Annotated in this window: 16 protein-coding genes; 2 read left to right on the plus strand and 14 right to left on the minus strand. The window is 62.2% G+C overall.

Going from position 1 to position 12,925, the window contains the following annotated elements; translation table 11 throughout:
* Window positions 1-155: 155 nt before the first annotated feature.
* The 3 genes from J3A64_RS23060 to J3A64_RS23070 form a co-directional block, all read right to left on the minus strand.
* Window positions 156-563 carry a RidA family protein gene (locus J3A64_RS23060; protein WP_210066402.1) on the minus strand — a complete coding sequence of 136 codons (408 nt, stop codon included), beginning with the start codon at window positions 561-563 and terminating at the stop codon, window positions 156-158.
* 156 nt (window positions 564-719) lie between these two features.
* Window positions 720-980, minus strand: a complete 261-nt coding sequence (locus J3A64_RS23065) for a hypothetical protein (RefSeq protein ID WP_210066404.1) — start codon at window positions 978-980, stop codon at window positions 720-722.
* A gap of 42 nt (window positions 981-1,022) precedes the next feature.
* Window positions 1,023-1,388 (minus strand): hypothetical protein, encoded by a 366-nt coding sequence (locus tag J3A64_RS23070; RefSeq protein WP_210066405.1) that lies wholly within the window; start codon window positions 1,386-1,388, stop codon window positions 1,023-1,025.
* Between the two features lie 162 nt (window positions 1,389-1,550).
* Here J3A64_RS23070 and J3A64_RS23075 point away from each other — a divergent pair, with 162 nt between their 5' ends.
* Window positions 1,551-2,123: a recombinase family protein gene (locus J3A64_RS23075; protein WP_210066408.1), complete on the plus strand. Its 573-nt coding sequence runs from the start codon at window positions 1,551-1,553 to the stop codon at window positions 2,121-2,123.
* A 191-nt stretch (window positions 2,124-2,314) separates the two neighbouring features.
* Here J3A64_RS23075 and J3A64_RS23080 read toward each other — a convergent pair whose 3' ends face one another.
* Entirely contained in the window at window positions 2,315-2,707 is a 393-nt protein-coding gene (locus J3A64_RS23080) for a helix-turn-helix domain-containing protein (protein WP_286363960.1), read from the minus strand.
* Between the two features lie 490 nt (window positions 2,708-3,197).
* On the opposite strand from J3A64_RS23080, the gene J3A64_RS23085 reads away from it, so the two are divergent.
* Window positions 3,198-4,373 carry a serine hydrolase gene (locus J3A64_RS23085; protein ID WP_210066410.1) on the plus strand — a complete coding sequence of 392 codons (1,176 nt, stop codon included), beginning with the start codon at window positions 3,198-3,200 and terminating at the stop codon, window positions 4,371-4,373.
* A gap of 329 nt (window positions 4,374-4,702) precedes the next feature.
* On the opposite strand, the gene J3A64_RS23090 is transcribed toward J3A64_RS23085, so the two are convergent.
* From J3A64_RS23090 to J3A64_RS23130, 10 genes are all read right to left on the minus strand, one after another.
* The gene (locus J3A64_RS23090; RefSeq protein ID WP_210066412.1) at window positions 4,703-4,924 is read right to left on the minus strand and encodes a hypothetical protein; all 222 of its coding nucleotides are present in this window, start codon (window positions 4,922-4,924) and stop codon (window positions 4,703-4,705) included.
* A 334-nt stretch (window positions 4,925-5,258) separates the two neighbouring features.
* Window positions 5,259-5,570 (minus strand): hypothetical protein, encoded by a 312-nt coding sequence (locus J3A64_RS23095; protein WP_210066413.1) that lies wholly within the window; start codon window positions 5,568-5,570, stop codon window positions 5,259-5,261.
* Between the two features lie 61 nt (window positions 5,571-5,631).
* The gene (locus tag J3A64_RS23890) at window positions 5,632-6,000 is read right to left on the minus strand and encodes a DNA-processing protein DprA (RefSeq protein WP_307807244.1); all 369 of its coding nucleotides are present in this window, start codon (window positions 5,998-6,000) and stop codon (window positions 5,632-5,634) included.
* The gene (locus J3A64_RS24025) at window positions 5,916-6,557 is read right to left on the minus strand and encodes a DNA-processing protein DprA (protein ID WP_307807236.1); all 642 of its coding nucleotides are present in this window, start codon (window positions 6,555-6,557) and stop codon (window positions 5,916-5,918) included. The genes J3A64_RS23890 and J3A64_RS24025 overlap by 85 nt, the downstream gene beginning before the upstream one ends.
* Window positions 6,558-7,248: 691 nt before the next feature.
* Complete coding sequence (locus J3A64_RS23105; RefSeq protein ID WP_210066415.1) at window positions 7,249-7,395, minus strand: hypothetical protein; 147 nt, start codon at window positions 7,393-7,395, stop codon at window positions 7,249-7,251.
* A 129-nt stretch (window positions 7,396-7,524) separates the two neighbouring features.
* Window positions 7,525-8,547 carry a DUF4192 domain-containing protein gene (locus J3A64_RS23110; RefSeq protein WP_210066417.1) on the minus strand — a complete coding sequence of 341 codons (1,023 nt, stop codon included), beginning with the start codon at window positions 8,545-8,547 and terminating at the stop codon, window positions 7,525-7,527.
* A 569-nt stretch (window positions 8,548-9,116) separates the two neighbouring features.
* A complete protein-coding gene (locus J3A64_RS23115) occupies window positions 9,117-9,425 on the minus strand; it encodes a hypothetical protein (RefSeq protein ID WP_210066419.1) in 309 nt (102 codons plus the stop codon).
* A 62-nt stretch (window positions 9,426-9,487) separates the two neighbouring features.
* Window positions 9,488-10,396, minus strand: a complete 909-nt coding sequence (gene dprA / locus J3A64_RS23120) for a DNA-processing protein DprA (RefSeq protein ID WP_210066421.1) — start codon at window positions 10,394-10,396, stop codon at window positions 9,488-9,490.
* Between the two features lie 428 nt (window positions 10,397-10,824).
* Window positions 10,825-11,421 carry a recombinase family protein gene (locus tag J3A64_RS23125; protein WP_091470824.1) on the minus strand — a complete coding sequence of 199 codons (597 nt, stop codon included), beginning with the start codon at window positions 11,419-11,421 and terminating at the stop codon, window positions 10,825-10,827.
* Window positions 11,422-11,683: 262 nt separating this feature from the next.
* Entirely contained in the window at window positions 11,684-12,463 is a 780-nt protein-coding gene (locus J3A64_RS23130; RefSeq protein ID WP_286363961.1) for a hypothetical protein, read from the minus strand.
* Window positions 12,464-12,925 lie beyond the last annotated feature (462 nt).

Genomic DNA, 12,925 nt, shown 5'->3' on the forward strand with positions numbered 1-12,925 from the left:
TTGGCGAACGGTAGCGTACGCCCTACTTCTGGGCGGTTCGATTTACATCTTCGTTAGGGCGATCAACACTCTGCGTAGTCAGAAAAGTGAGAGGCGGTAGACCGCCCGAACGGGATCCTTACCGGGCGTTGGGCCGTTGCAGTCCCGGCTCTCGTTCAGTCAATAATTGCAGCGGTTGCTTCGATCTCCACCAACTGGTCTTCGTAGCCGAGCACCGTGACTCCCATCAGCGTGCTGGGCACGTCGTGCTCGCCGAAGGCTTCCCGAACCACGTCCCAAGCCGTGACCAGGTCGGCCCGTTCGGTCGATGCCACCAGAATGCGGGTGGAGATAACATCTCTAATGCCGGCACCGGCGGCTTCCAGGGCAATGCACATGTTCTCAATCGCCTTTGCGGCCTGTGCCGCGTAGTCCCCGATGCCTGCGGTCGTACCGTCCTTATTCAGAGGGCATGATCCGGCTAGAAAAATGAGGCGTGCGCTGGCGGGAACGGTGGCCCCATATGCATACTGTGCGGTGGCGCTGAGGGTGTTCGAACGAACGAGGGTAACTGCGCTGGGCATGAGCGTCCTCTTGTTGGAGTGCACTGGCCAGTCCCACCCTATCCGTCCTGATATAGAGACAAACTGCTAGGACCGTATGCCGATCCCTCCACGGGCATCATCGTTTACCAGCCTGCCCGCTCTTTGGCCAGTCACCGGACCGCTGGCGAGTAGCCGTTAAGGGGCGGGGTATTGAAGACGGCTCCGCGCCTCGTCCAGCAACGATGTGTAATCCTCTGAGAACACTTGAACCAATGCTGATTCCAGAGAGCTTTCGATGTCCCACAGGACGCGTTGCTCGGCCTGGTCAGTGAGATCAGTGTTGTTGTTCTTGTTGAACCGAGCCAGCCAGTCGAAGAGCACTAAAGCTTCGTCCCCGCTGAGCTTGATGCTGATGTGCTCGAACTCGCCCATACCGTCTCCTCGATCTTGAGTCATTCACCTAGAGGCTATCTTCCTGGTGAACCCGGACTCTGCCCCCTATTCCTCTTCCCACGCGAAGCTTCGAATGTGCCACTCTCCGCCGACTTCCAAACGGTCAGCCAGCGTTCCAGGAGGCAGCTTCGCCATTTCAGCAAGCGTCGGGTCAAGCCGTGTGAGGTGAGTGATGTGTGCAGCAACTGCTCCATCAGGGGTGTTTGGGTCATCCACTCCATCGGCAAAGCCCCACCCGTTGTCAAGGTCGTAAAGAACTTGAAGAACAGGTCGTTCACCAGAAAGGACCGACTTCATGACCACGGCACCTAGACCTTCGGGAAAGCGGTCATCCGGAAACGGCCACGGCATCTCTCGGTGCATCTCAGCATTTTGCGACATGGAGATATTGTCCCCGATCAGCAGAGGCACGGACGTCCCACCTATCTGCCCGTAAGCCGGTCCTTCACCGGCCGCGGAATCGCGGAATTTTGCATGTGTCGAAATTCCCGGAGTTCCGGGACTTCCAGATTCCCGTATGACCCGCCCGCAAAACTGCCCGGTGAAGGTGCCCTAAACGCTACACTCGTTGGCATGCTCATCGGATATGCCCGGGTTTCGACCAACGCCCAGGATCTGACCGCGCAGCGGGACGCTCTCGCGGCCGCCGGCGTGGACCCGGATGCGATCTACGTCGATCACGGGTTCACCGGCACGCAGCGTGAACGTCCCGGGCTGGGGAAAGCCCTCGCGGCGTGCCGGAAGGGTGACACTTTGGTGGTGACCAAGCTTGATCGCCTCGCCCGGTCTTTGCCGGACGCCAGGGACATCGCTGATGAACTCACCCGCAAGGGTGTCGCCTTGAACCTCGGCGGCAGCATCTACGATCCCCACGATCCGGTAGGAAAGCTGCTGTTCAACGTCTTGGGCATGGTGGCCGAGTTCGAAGCCGACCTCATCCGCGCCAGAACACGGGAAGGCATGGCGGTGGCCAAGTCCAAAGGCCGGCTTCGCGGAAAGCAACCGAAACTCTCCAAGGCCCAGGAAACCCACCTCGTGAACCTGTACCGGGGCGGGGTGCACACCACCACCGAAATCGCGGAACTCTTCGGCGTCGCCCGTTCCACCGTCTACCGAGCCCTTCAACGTGCAGCACCAACCGCCTGACCTCCAGCCAGCGAGAGCGCACATCGTGAACCTTGGTCCTTCGGTCTCAGCACTTTCGCGCAGACGACTACCGACCAAAATGACGCTTTGTGCAGGGGACTTTGGACACCAGAATGTCCACACCCGACTGCACTACTCCCGCAACCGCAGGGATGTCAGTGCAGTCAGCTTCTGAAAACGACATGTCATTTTCAGAAGCTGGCGGCACAAATGTCAGAAGTCATCTCCCGGTGGAGCGCCGCAACGCTCAGTCTTTGTCGAGTCAGGAACCGCCTGCGAATCAGGTCGCGCATGATTTCCTCGACCGGTTCGGGCAGCCGGCTTCGGCCCTTACCTCCGGTGGAATGACGGACCGCAAGGTCCGTTACGAGACCCGAACCTTGTCGATACCGAGCGAGCAACACGTAGACCCGGCGTCGGGAGACACCAAGCTCTGCAGCCGCTTGATCAACAGCAGCAGCGCTGGGGCTGCGGCGCTCCGCCAAGGCACCGATAACCGAGGCACGATTCCTGGCCTGTTCCCAAGCGGCGTCCGACATCATCAGTTGCCCATCGGCAGCAACACGACTCGGGTCAGTATCCATGCTGCCTCCTTTTAGGGAACAGGAGTACCGAACAAAGCACCATAATGCACGGGACTATCGAGCAGCTAGTGGTCAAGAGCCCAGTGCACTAGTCCCGAGATCACAAGGAAGTTTGTGCCGTCAGCTTCTGAAAATGACAGGCCGGGGCATAGGTGGTGCCATCGCGAAGCATGGCCCCGGCGTCCGTGGTGGCGGCCTCGACAGGATCCGCTCTGACCACTCCTCAGCGACAGCTGACGGTAGGCTCACGGAACGGTTTAAGGAGTTCACATGGCTCGCCATATTCTGCCTGGCATGGATTGGGGGAGGAAACCTTCTCGTTGCCGTGTCACGGTTCCTGACCGATCGTGCCGCCTGTTCGTATTTACCCTCGACCAGGGCGGCTACGAATTCTACGATTATCGTGCTGGGAGTCTGGCACCGGGCAAACCTTGGCCGGGACGGCGTCCTCGCAATCCGTTCCTGTTCGAGCCGATCCGCGGTGGTTGCCATGCAGTCCAAGACACGCTTTTTCCCCACAATCATCACGGCAACCGCCTTGGTTCTCGCCGGCGCGCTGCCCGCGTGCACGGGTCCCAGCCCGTCCCCGTCGCCGTCAGCTACTCCGCCGGCGGCCACTGACTCACTTGACTTCGCCATGCGGTCCGTCCTCGATAAAGGCGCAACTGCTGTCGTTGCCCAGGTCCGGTGGCCTGAAGGGGAATGGTCCAAGGCCTATGGCGTCCGCGACCTGGATTCCAAGCGCCCCGCACAGCCCGGGGACAGGGTGTCTATAGCCAGTGTCACCAAAACAATGACGGCGGTGTCGGTCATGAAACTGGTCGAGGATGGCCTGATTGGACTTGATGACCCTGTCAACGGCATGCTGGACAGCTTCACGACAGTGCTGAAGCCCCCGGGTCCGATCACGGTTCGTCAGCTCCTCGGCCACACGTCCGGGATGCCCTCGTATCAGGAGGCAATGTTCAGGACCGTCGACGACATCCTTCCCGCGGCAGAACAGAGGCTGAGCCTGCAGCGGGGTCTTGAAATCACTGGCACGCTGCCGTGGGAGTACGTTGGGAATTTCCGCTATTCGGACTCAAACTACCTGGCTCTTGGCCAGCTTCTGGAGAAGCTGCGAGGTAAGCCCTATTCTGAAGTGCTCCGCGACGACATCGTCAAGCCGCTGGGGCTGTCCCACACCACTGTCGATGATCCCCTCCATGGGGCTCCGGACATGATCCAGGGGTACATCACGATCAGGGGTCAGCGTGTGGGCGGGGGACCGACACCGGACCAGCTTGGTTCACCGGCCCATGGTGTGGTGTCCACGATGTCGGACGTCAATAGTTTCCTTGGAGCACTTTTCCGGGGCCAGTTAGTGTCGCACAGTTCGCTAGAGGAAATGAAGAAGACCAGCCGTGTGCCCTCCTTTGGGTTAGGCATGTGGAAATGGTCGCAGGACTGTACCGGGGCTCACAGGTACGGCGGCAGGGGCGGGTACTTGAACTACCGCACCATTGCAACGAGCAGCGCTGACGGCCGTTATCAGGCAACAGTTACCATGGTGCCCGCGCCCCTTCCATCACCCCTTGAGGACCCAGAAGCTGAAAACACGCGGGACCTATGGAGCGACCAAATACAATCGGCCCTGCTGGAGACCCTGGACCGGCTCTGCCAATAGACCACCCCCATAGAGCGCGGGCCTGCCACGAAGAGTGAAGGTCCGTCACCGGCGCAAATGATTGATTTGACGCCTATAGGAGCATCGTCGTAGACATAAAGGCCAGGGTGTCCAGAGCTCTGCGACGGCGCGCCCTGGACCCAACAGCCGGCCACGGAGCTTACGGAGTGGACGCCCAAAGGGGTGCGAGCCCTGCAAGCATGTAATTCATCCTGGTTCTCACAGATACACAACATGGCTTGACTCAAGCAAACACTAGGAGCTATGAGAAACGCGGCAAGGAGAATTCTCCTCGCCGCATTTTGTCTGGACTATCGGGTAAGCCGCAACTAGTTAGTGCGGGTTAGCGCTTCATAGGTCCGAAGGATTACACGCGCCAGAATCAACGCGACTGCTGCGAAGAGGAACGCCAGCACATATCCGAGACCTCCAGCTGTGAGGTAGTGAACAATGTTTCCTACCGCGCAAAGTAACGCACCGGTTGCAGCTGCGAGCCCCAGAATGGCTGGTGACCGCCCAAACTTGAGGTCAGCATTGTGCTGCCTGCTCATCAAAGCCACTGCAAGATAGGCACCTATACATATCAGAAAGACTGTTGTAAACATTTGCTGTTCTCCTTGTGAAGCAGTCCGTACGGGATTCGGGGTCTAGCACCAACGTACATGCGGGCACAGACAGAACGGGCGGCTCGAGTTCGATCCCGGCGCTGGGGCCTTCTGGTCCCGCCGAACCGCTCAAGCCGATTACAACCCGGGCTTGCCGCCCGCACCAGGTCAGCGCCGCCGGCACTGTTGCGGAAACGGCGGTCCGTCGCCGCAACCACCCACGAGAGCCAGCCCGCTGCGGCGGACCGCCCGCCCACACCAGGCGAACGGCCCACTGTGCTTAGGCGGCACTGTCAGTCATGGTCTGAATTGTGCGGGCGGTTTCCTCTGCCTGTCGCTGCAGCTCCTTGATGTCCTGGTCAGCCGGAGCGGCCTCGATCCGTTCGGTCAAGACTTGCCACGTGTCCATGGCCGCCAGAAGTTCGAGCGTGAACATAGGACTCGTCCAGTCATGCAGGCCGAAGTAGCGGAATGCATCCGTCATTCCCGGATACCCGATCCGGCCAGCGGTTGCGGCTGCTTTGTCGCGTTGGCCTGCTTCGTGGTGGGCTTCATAGTCGAAATCGCCGTTGGCGTCCCAAAAGTCCGTCATGATCCTGCCTCCTTCACATGTTGGGCGGTGGCCGGGAGGTTCGTCCCGGCCACCGGTTGGATTAGTCCGCGAGTACTTCGGCTACGTCTTCGGCATCGCTCACCAAGAACGCGCCATTTTCTCGAAGGATTCTGTGGCAACCTGCGGAGTTGGCGCTGTACACACTGCCCGGTACTGCCGCTACCTGACGTCCAAGGGTTTCGGCGTGGTGGGCGGTGTTCAATGCAGTTGAGCGCGTCCGGGCTTCGACAACACAGGTCACTCCGGCCAGGGCGGCAATGATGCGGTTCCGGTCAGCGACTCGCTGCCGTGTGGGGGCGGTTCCCATGGGCTGTTCGGAGATGATCAGACCGTTGCCTTTGATCTCGGCCGCGAGGTCAGCGTTAGCGGCCGGGAATACCCGGTCAAGCCCGCCAGCTGCGACGGCGATCGTCGCCGGTCCCTTGGCGGTCCCGCCTGCAAGAGCGCGCCGCGGTGGGCGTGGGCGGCGATGCCGTAGGCCAGACCGGAGATGACGCAGATCCCACGCTGTGCCAGGCCGTGGGCCATCTCCGACGCCACAGAAGCGCCGTAGCTGGTGCAGTCACGTGATCCGGTCACCGCAGCTGCGCGGCGCGGGGTAGGGATGCCCTGGGCGATGTCCCCGACGTACCAGAGCCCATACGGAGCGTTGGGCAGGTCATCCAGACCAACGGGCCAGCGCTCATCTCCCGGAACCAGGAACCCGCCTCCAAGGCGTTCGATAGCTTCGAGCTGGGCCTCGATGATCGGGGTGTCGAGTTCGCGGGGTGCCGGTGCCCAGCGGTCCAGCCCGTCGCCCAATTCCTCAGAGGTGAGGTTCCAGAAGGGGAACAGGGGCCGGGCACGGAGGGCCATCCGGTAGGCGGGGTGTGCGCCGTGACGGGCTACCAGCTGCCGGGCTACGTAGTCATCCGGGGTGAACATGCGGGTAAGGGCTGCGCGTGCAGTGCGGTTTTCGTCGTTCATAGTGTTGCTCCTTCTTGTCCGAGAAGTTGGGTGGGTGGGGCGACCAATGGTGACCGGCCAGCTTCCCCGCTCCCCCGATGCTTCTATGTCTTGTCAAGCGGTAGGAGAGGGCTTCGGGAAGTGGCCAACCAGCTTGCCACTCTCCCCCCGTTGTTCTGGCTGCTGGCGAAGCTTGCGAGCTGTTCCCGTGGAAGCCTGTCTACCCTTGGGCAAGGGCCGAAAAATCTTGCGGGGTCCGAGCTAGCGAGGATCCCGGCCAAAGAAATTTCGGCACGCAGGCCCCGGAGTTCACGGAGGGGCTAGACGGGCTGGAACGGGAACGTAAAATCCCTTGGGACAGCAGCCAAAACGTCGTGGACAGAACAGGTGATGACGGACAGGAGTTCTGCGACGGACCGGCAGCACCCAACAGTCGGCCACGAAGTGGACGCCCTTCAGTGCTCGCCCTGCGAGCACCCTTTCCAGGATTCCCACGAATAACGCCCACCCCGGCAATCCGGCGAAGTCGGGCCGCGCACACCAGTTGATCGGGCGTGTCCTGATGCGGCAACGGCGGTCCGCCGCCGGCAACCACCCACCAAGGCGAATGGCCTTCTATTTAGCGGAAGAGCCGGCACCACTGGTGTCGGCTCTTCCTGTTTTCCCTCAGCAAAAGGAAATCTTTGGGTGCAGCGTCTTTGCTGCCCGGGGGTCAGAAGTCTTGTGGGGTTTTCTCCCAGGAGATGTCCACGACGGCGGTGTTTTGGTCGGTGGTGAGCAGACTTAATTCGAGGATGTCTTCGGCGTGGGTGTTGCCGGAGGGGGCGTCGTCCTCGGTGAGGACGAAGTCGTGGCTCATGGGGCTCTCCCTGGCGTCGGTGGAATCGCTTGTTCTTCCACTGTAGCCCGGGTCAGGGTTGTGCCTGGTGTGGGGCGCCGCCGACGCACCAATGGGGCCGGAACCGTTGCTGGTCCCGGCCCCACGCTGTTAGTGGTGTTTCTTATAGGCCGTGGCCTCGTCTGCTGCGACCGGGGCTATGGTGCCCTGATTGACGACTTCGTCGAGCAGTTCAGCAAGACGGTAGCCGGGCGTGTCTTTCATGGCTGCGGTGAAGTGCTCGGCCGCGACCGTGGATTGGCCTTTGAGGTAGGCCAGCCAGCCGATCAGGGTCAGCAGAGGGGCACGATAAGTTCTCGGGGCTCCCGTAATCAGGGCGCGTGCGGCTTCTTCGGCCCGGTCTACCCGGTCCCAGTCCGGGGCGATGCCGTGCCCCATGAGGAGGTTTCCGCACCCGTCGGCGTCTGTGCGGTCGGGGTCGATCACATTGCACATCAAAGTGTCCCGCAGGCTGGGGTATTGGAAGCAGGCCAGCAGCTGGACTGTCGTGTCCGGGCTGATGCTACCGGTTGCCCTTATCGCCTGTGACCAGAGTTCGCGGCCGTTGATCGCTCCGCTGTATTGCAGGACGTGGCCTGCGTGGTCGATGCGTTCGGCGGTGTCCTCCGGCCCGTTGAACGGCGGGTAGGTGGTGCCCGGCTGCTTCTGGTACGTGCTGCCGCGGAACACCATTTCGGCGTTCAGGTGCCCGTCGGTGATGGTCTCCAAGGGTTGAGGCTGGCAGCACAGGGTGTCATCGCAGAGCAGGTTCTTCCAGCGGTCGGAGGTGATAAGCCACGCGTCCCGCAGCGGCGTCCCTGCCCGTTCGAGCGCTTCAATGATGGCCTCTACGTGGTGGTGGAAGGGCCGGGGCGTTCCTGTCTCTGGGGCGGCGTCGCTGTAGACGGTCAGCAGGACGGAGCTGGCAAGTTCGTCGAGGGCGAGGTAATTGAGCATGGACGCCGCGAACCCCGCTGGGTCTCTGTGAGCGGGGGCGTTGACCCGCAGGGTCGCACCGAGCGTGTTGCCGCGCATCGAGACGAACACGAAGGACTCGCTCGGCACGAAACCGAGAGTGTGCGGGATGAAACCGAGAATGTCGGCGGGGCTGGAGATGCGCAATTCGTTGTTCATGGAAATTCTGTGTCCTTTGCTGAGGATCCGGGGGTGGGGCGCTCGTGGTGAGTAGCCAGCTTCCCCTCCCCCACCGTTGTTTTGGCTGCTGGCGAAGCTTGCGGAGCTGTGCCCGACGGAGGCCTGTCTACCCTTGGGCAAGGTGTGGGAAATTCCCGGAGGAAATAAGCGACGCAGGAGCGCCGCAGGGACATCTCCTGCACCGCGGGCCCCGGAGCTTGCGGAGGGGCTAGACGGGGTGGAGCGGGCACGTACAATCCGAAGGACAGCAGCCAAAACGTCGTAGACAGCACAAGGTGATGACGGGCAGGAGCTCTGCGACGGACCGGCGGCACCCAAACAGCCGGCCACGAAGTGGACGCCCTTCAGTGTTCGCCCGGCGAGCACTCTCCCCTGGTTCCCACGGGGGATCCAACGTCTGGAACAGCGCGGGGCTCGCCGCACGCGCCCGGGGCTCGGGACGGTCCTGATGCGGCAATGGCGGTCCGCCGCCGGCAACCACCCTCGGAAGCCAGCACCCCGCGGCGGACCGCCCGCCCACCAAAGGCGAACGGCCCACTCTGGGTGTTCTAGTCGCCGATCATGTCGTGGATAGCGCGTTCGAGTGTTTCGTGTTCGCGCTCCAGTTTCTTGCGGTCAACGTCGTCCTCGGTGTTTTCAGCCTTTTCGAGCAGGACCTGCCATCGGTCCATCGCGTCCAGGAGCTCGGCGGTGATCACCTCATCGGCCACGCCGCCGTACAGTCCGAAGCGATGGAAAGCGTCGGTCATGCCTGGGTACTCGGCCCGTTCGGCGGTAACGGCCGCCTTCTCACGATCGATTGACTCGACCTGGGCTTCGTAGTCGAAGTCGCCGTCCTCGTTCCAAAAGTTCGTCATCGCCTCTGTCCTCCATGACAGGGGTGGCCGGGACGTTTTCGGGGTCCCGCCCACCGTTTCGGCTAGCTGGCGAGCAGGTCTGCCAGTTCCTGGGCCTCTGTCACCAACACCGCGCCGCCGTCCCTGATAAGGCGGTGGCAACCGTCGGAATTCGCACTGTGCACGCTGCCGGGAATGGCGGCGACATGACGAGCGATGGTCTCGGCCTGGTGTGCGGTGTGCAGGGCGCCGGAACGCCACCGGGCCTCCACAACGCAGGTAACCCCGGCGAGGCCGGCAATGATTCTGCCCCTGGCCAGGAAACGAAGGCGTGTCGGGGCGGAGTTTGGTGGCTGTTCGGAGACGACCAGCCCGTTCGCGCGGATCGCGGCCGCGAGATCGGCGTTCCCTGCCGGGTAGTCCCGGTCGAGGCCACCAGCGGCGACGGCGATTGTCGCCGGGCCCTCACCGGTAAAGCCCGAGAGCGCGGCCCGGTGCGCGTGGGCGTCGATCCCGTAGGCCAGACCGGAAATGACGCAGATGCCCCGCTGGGCCAGATGGTGGGCGACGTCGCCGGTCACGGCGGCGCCGTAGCTGGTGGAGTCCCGGGAACCGGTCACTGCCACGCACAGCTGCGGGGCCGGGATCCCGTTGGCGATGTTTCCCCGGTACCAAAGCCCGTACGGGGCATCGGGCAGGTCGTCGAGACCGGCCGGCCAGTGCTCGTCCCCGGGGATCAGGAAACCGCCCCCGAGGCGCTCAATGGTGGCCAGATCCCGCTCGGGGTCGACGTCGGGCAGTCGAGGTGCCCAACGCTGCAGCGCTGTGGCCAAGTCGGTGTCGGTGATGTGCCGGAACGTGTGGGCAGGTTGGTCCCCCGTGACCATGCGCAGGGCAGCATAGGCGCCGAGGGTGCCAACGAGGGCACGGCCGGTGGCCTCTTGCGGGTCGAACAGACGGGTCAATGCTGCGCGTGCGATGCGGTCATTCATGTTCTGTGTCCTTTGCTGAGGATCCGGTGGGTGGGGCGCTCGTGGTGAGTGGCCAGCTTCCCCTCCCCCACCGTTGTTTTGGCTGCTGGCGAAGCTTGCGGAGCTGTGCCCGACGGAGGCCTGTCTACCCTTGGGCAAGGTGCGGGAAATTCCCGGAGGAAATCAGCGACGCAGGAGCGCCGCAGGGACATTTCCTGCACCGCAGGCCCCGGAGCTTGCGGAGGGGCTAGACGGGGTGGAGCGGGCACGTACAATCCGAAGGACAGCAGCCAAAACAAGAAAAGGGCTTTCGCAGCCCGAGCGGAGCGAGGTCCATTACACAGCGCCCGGCGCTGTGAGCCTCCGAGGTACGCCCGCCACTGCCTCGCAAAGTTGGGCGCATTTCGGGTCTTTGAATGTTTGCCGTTAGGTGGCCGTCCTGGTAGGCCCTAGATGTCGCCCTGCTGGCCGTTAAGTGCTCGTGATCGCCGATAGAAGGTCGCTCGGGACATGCCAAGATCGCGGGCTACCTGCGCTGCCGGCTCGCCACTCTGGACAAGGCGGACAGCGCTTCTCATCTGGCTATCGGTAACCCGGCGGGGTCGGCCGCCGAGGGCCTTGCCCGCTTCTCTTCGTTTGATGATGGAATCCGTGATGCGTTCGCGCTTTATTTCGTGTTCCATCTGGGCCAGGGCAGCCATGATCGTGAACAACATCGAACCCATCGGTGTTGAGGTGTCGACGTTGCCTCCGCCCAGGTTCAGGACCCGGAGGCCGGCTCCCTTGCTGCGGAGCTCCTCTGCGAAGGCGAGCATGTTTTGAGTGGATCGACCGAGCCGATCCAAAGTCGTGATGACGAGGGTATCGCCCTCGAGAAGGGCATCGAGTGCCTGATCGAGCTGCGGTCGTGAGGCTCGTGCTCCGGAGACACCGTGGTCGGTGTAGAGGTCATCGCGTCGAACTCCTGCAGCCAGTAGATCCACCTGCTGCCGATCTGTGGATTGCTGCCGTGTCGAGACTCGTGCGTATCCAATGAGTTTCGACATTCATCCCTCCGAGGTGTCTCGTAACTAATGCCTAGTATGCCGATGCTCGCCGAAGGTTTCGAGACATAGTTATGAGAATTGTCGGGGCGCAGGAAAGTTGCGCAGTTGCGCGAAAATCAAGACCTACCAAGACTGCTCGCGCACTTCGGGACGAGGCGTCTCGTATCCCAAGCGTTTCGAGACATTGCGGCTATGAGGCGCTCAGGTGGGTTCCGAGAAGGAGTCGGTGCCTTGCGGCGGGATAGCCCATCGGTTCAACTGGTCATTTGTCGGACTGGAACACGATCGAGTCGAATACGGCGCGTGCCTCTCTCATCAGCTCCGGATCGATCGATCCGTCGATATGGCCCACCGCGGCGACAGCCCGCGCGCCGTTCAGGTCGACCACCCGGTAGGTTTCGTGTTCATTCTGAGTCAAGTACCAGCGTGAGCAGCGTTGTGTATCTTCTGAGTGGATGCATAACTGATCGCCGTTGCGGGCTGTGATGTCCACGTTGTCCTCGATGGAGTGGTCGAACTCGAAGCCGGAGTAATTGCCTACCATGACCTTGGCGGGAGGGGTGCTTGCCGTTGACGACTGCGCCGCCATCGCGTCAACGAAGGCCTTGGCCGACGGACCGGAATCGGCAAGGGCGCCCCGCCAGGTGCATGCGTCCATCGCCACATAGTACGCGCGCGAAAGAGTCAGGTAGACGGCCCATTCAGCCGGGTGATCCGGGTCGTCCTTGCCCAGGCTGTGGCCGTCGAGAGCAAACCAGCCGTCTGGGACGGTGATCTCGAAAGGCTCCTTGTAGCCGGCGACGGGGACCAGGTAGGTGCCGGCATCGATATCGCCACTCTCGGGCAGCGGGTGGACCTTGCGATTGTCGCGACTCTCCGGCAGCGGTGGGTCCGTGCGAGCCTCCGTAATCGGAGAACTGGCAGATGGCAGGGAGGCGTCTTTAGATGCATATTCGCACCCGCCGAGGCATCCAATCAGGGCGATAGTCACCAAGGGCAAGAGATGGCGCGACCGTTGAGCGGCCTTTTCGGGGGGTGTCATGGAACTCATTGATCCACCAGGCCGCGACGGGGTGCTGTGAGGCTCCGCAGCCGGGTGGCCCCGCGGGCGGCCCAAGATTGGATGCCGTCGCCTCAAGTCTCCTCCGGCGCAGAATCCGTGACAATAAAGAGTTGCGGGGCCAGCAGCTTTCCCCGGGGACTCGCAGCACAGTACAGCACTTGATCAAGGCAGGTAATAGCTCGGGCCCTACGCACGTACGGTGACGGGTCGATCCCTTTCGTGCCACCCCTGCGCCCAATAGCGCTGTAAAAACGCCGCCATTCACCGCTGAAAGTCACAGCCACAACTAATAATCGGGCAGGAGCAATTGTTCGGTTTGGGATGTACGGTGAGGGACCGGCTTACGGGCATCTCGAGCTACTTCATCGAGGAATACGACGAAGGTGTTCTGCAGAATATTTTGGCGCTGGGTGTAATCATTCGCCCCTCCATGGAAACAAC

It is taken from the genome of Pseudarthrobacter sp. PvP004, assembly GCF_017876035.1.
Classification (GTDB): Bacteria; Actinomycetota; Actinomycetes; order Actinomycetales; family Micrococcaceae; genus Arthrobacter; species Arthrobacter aurescens_A.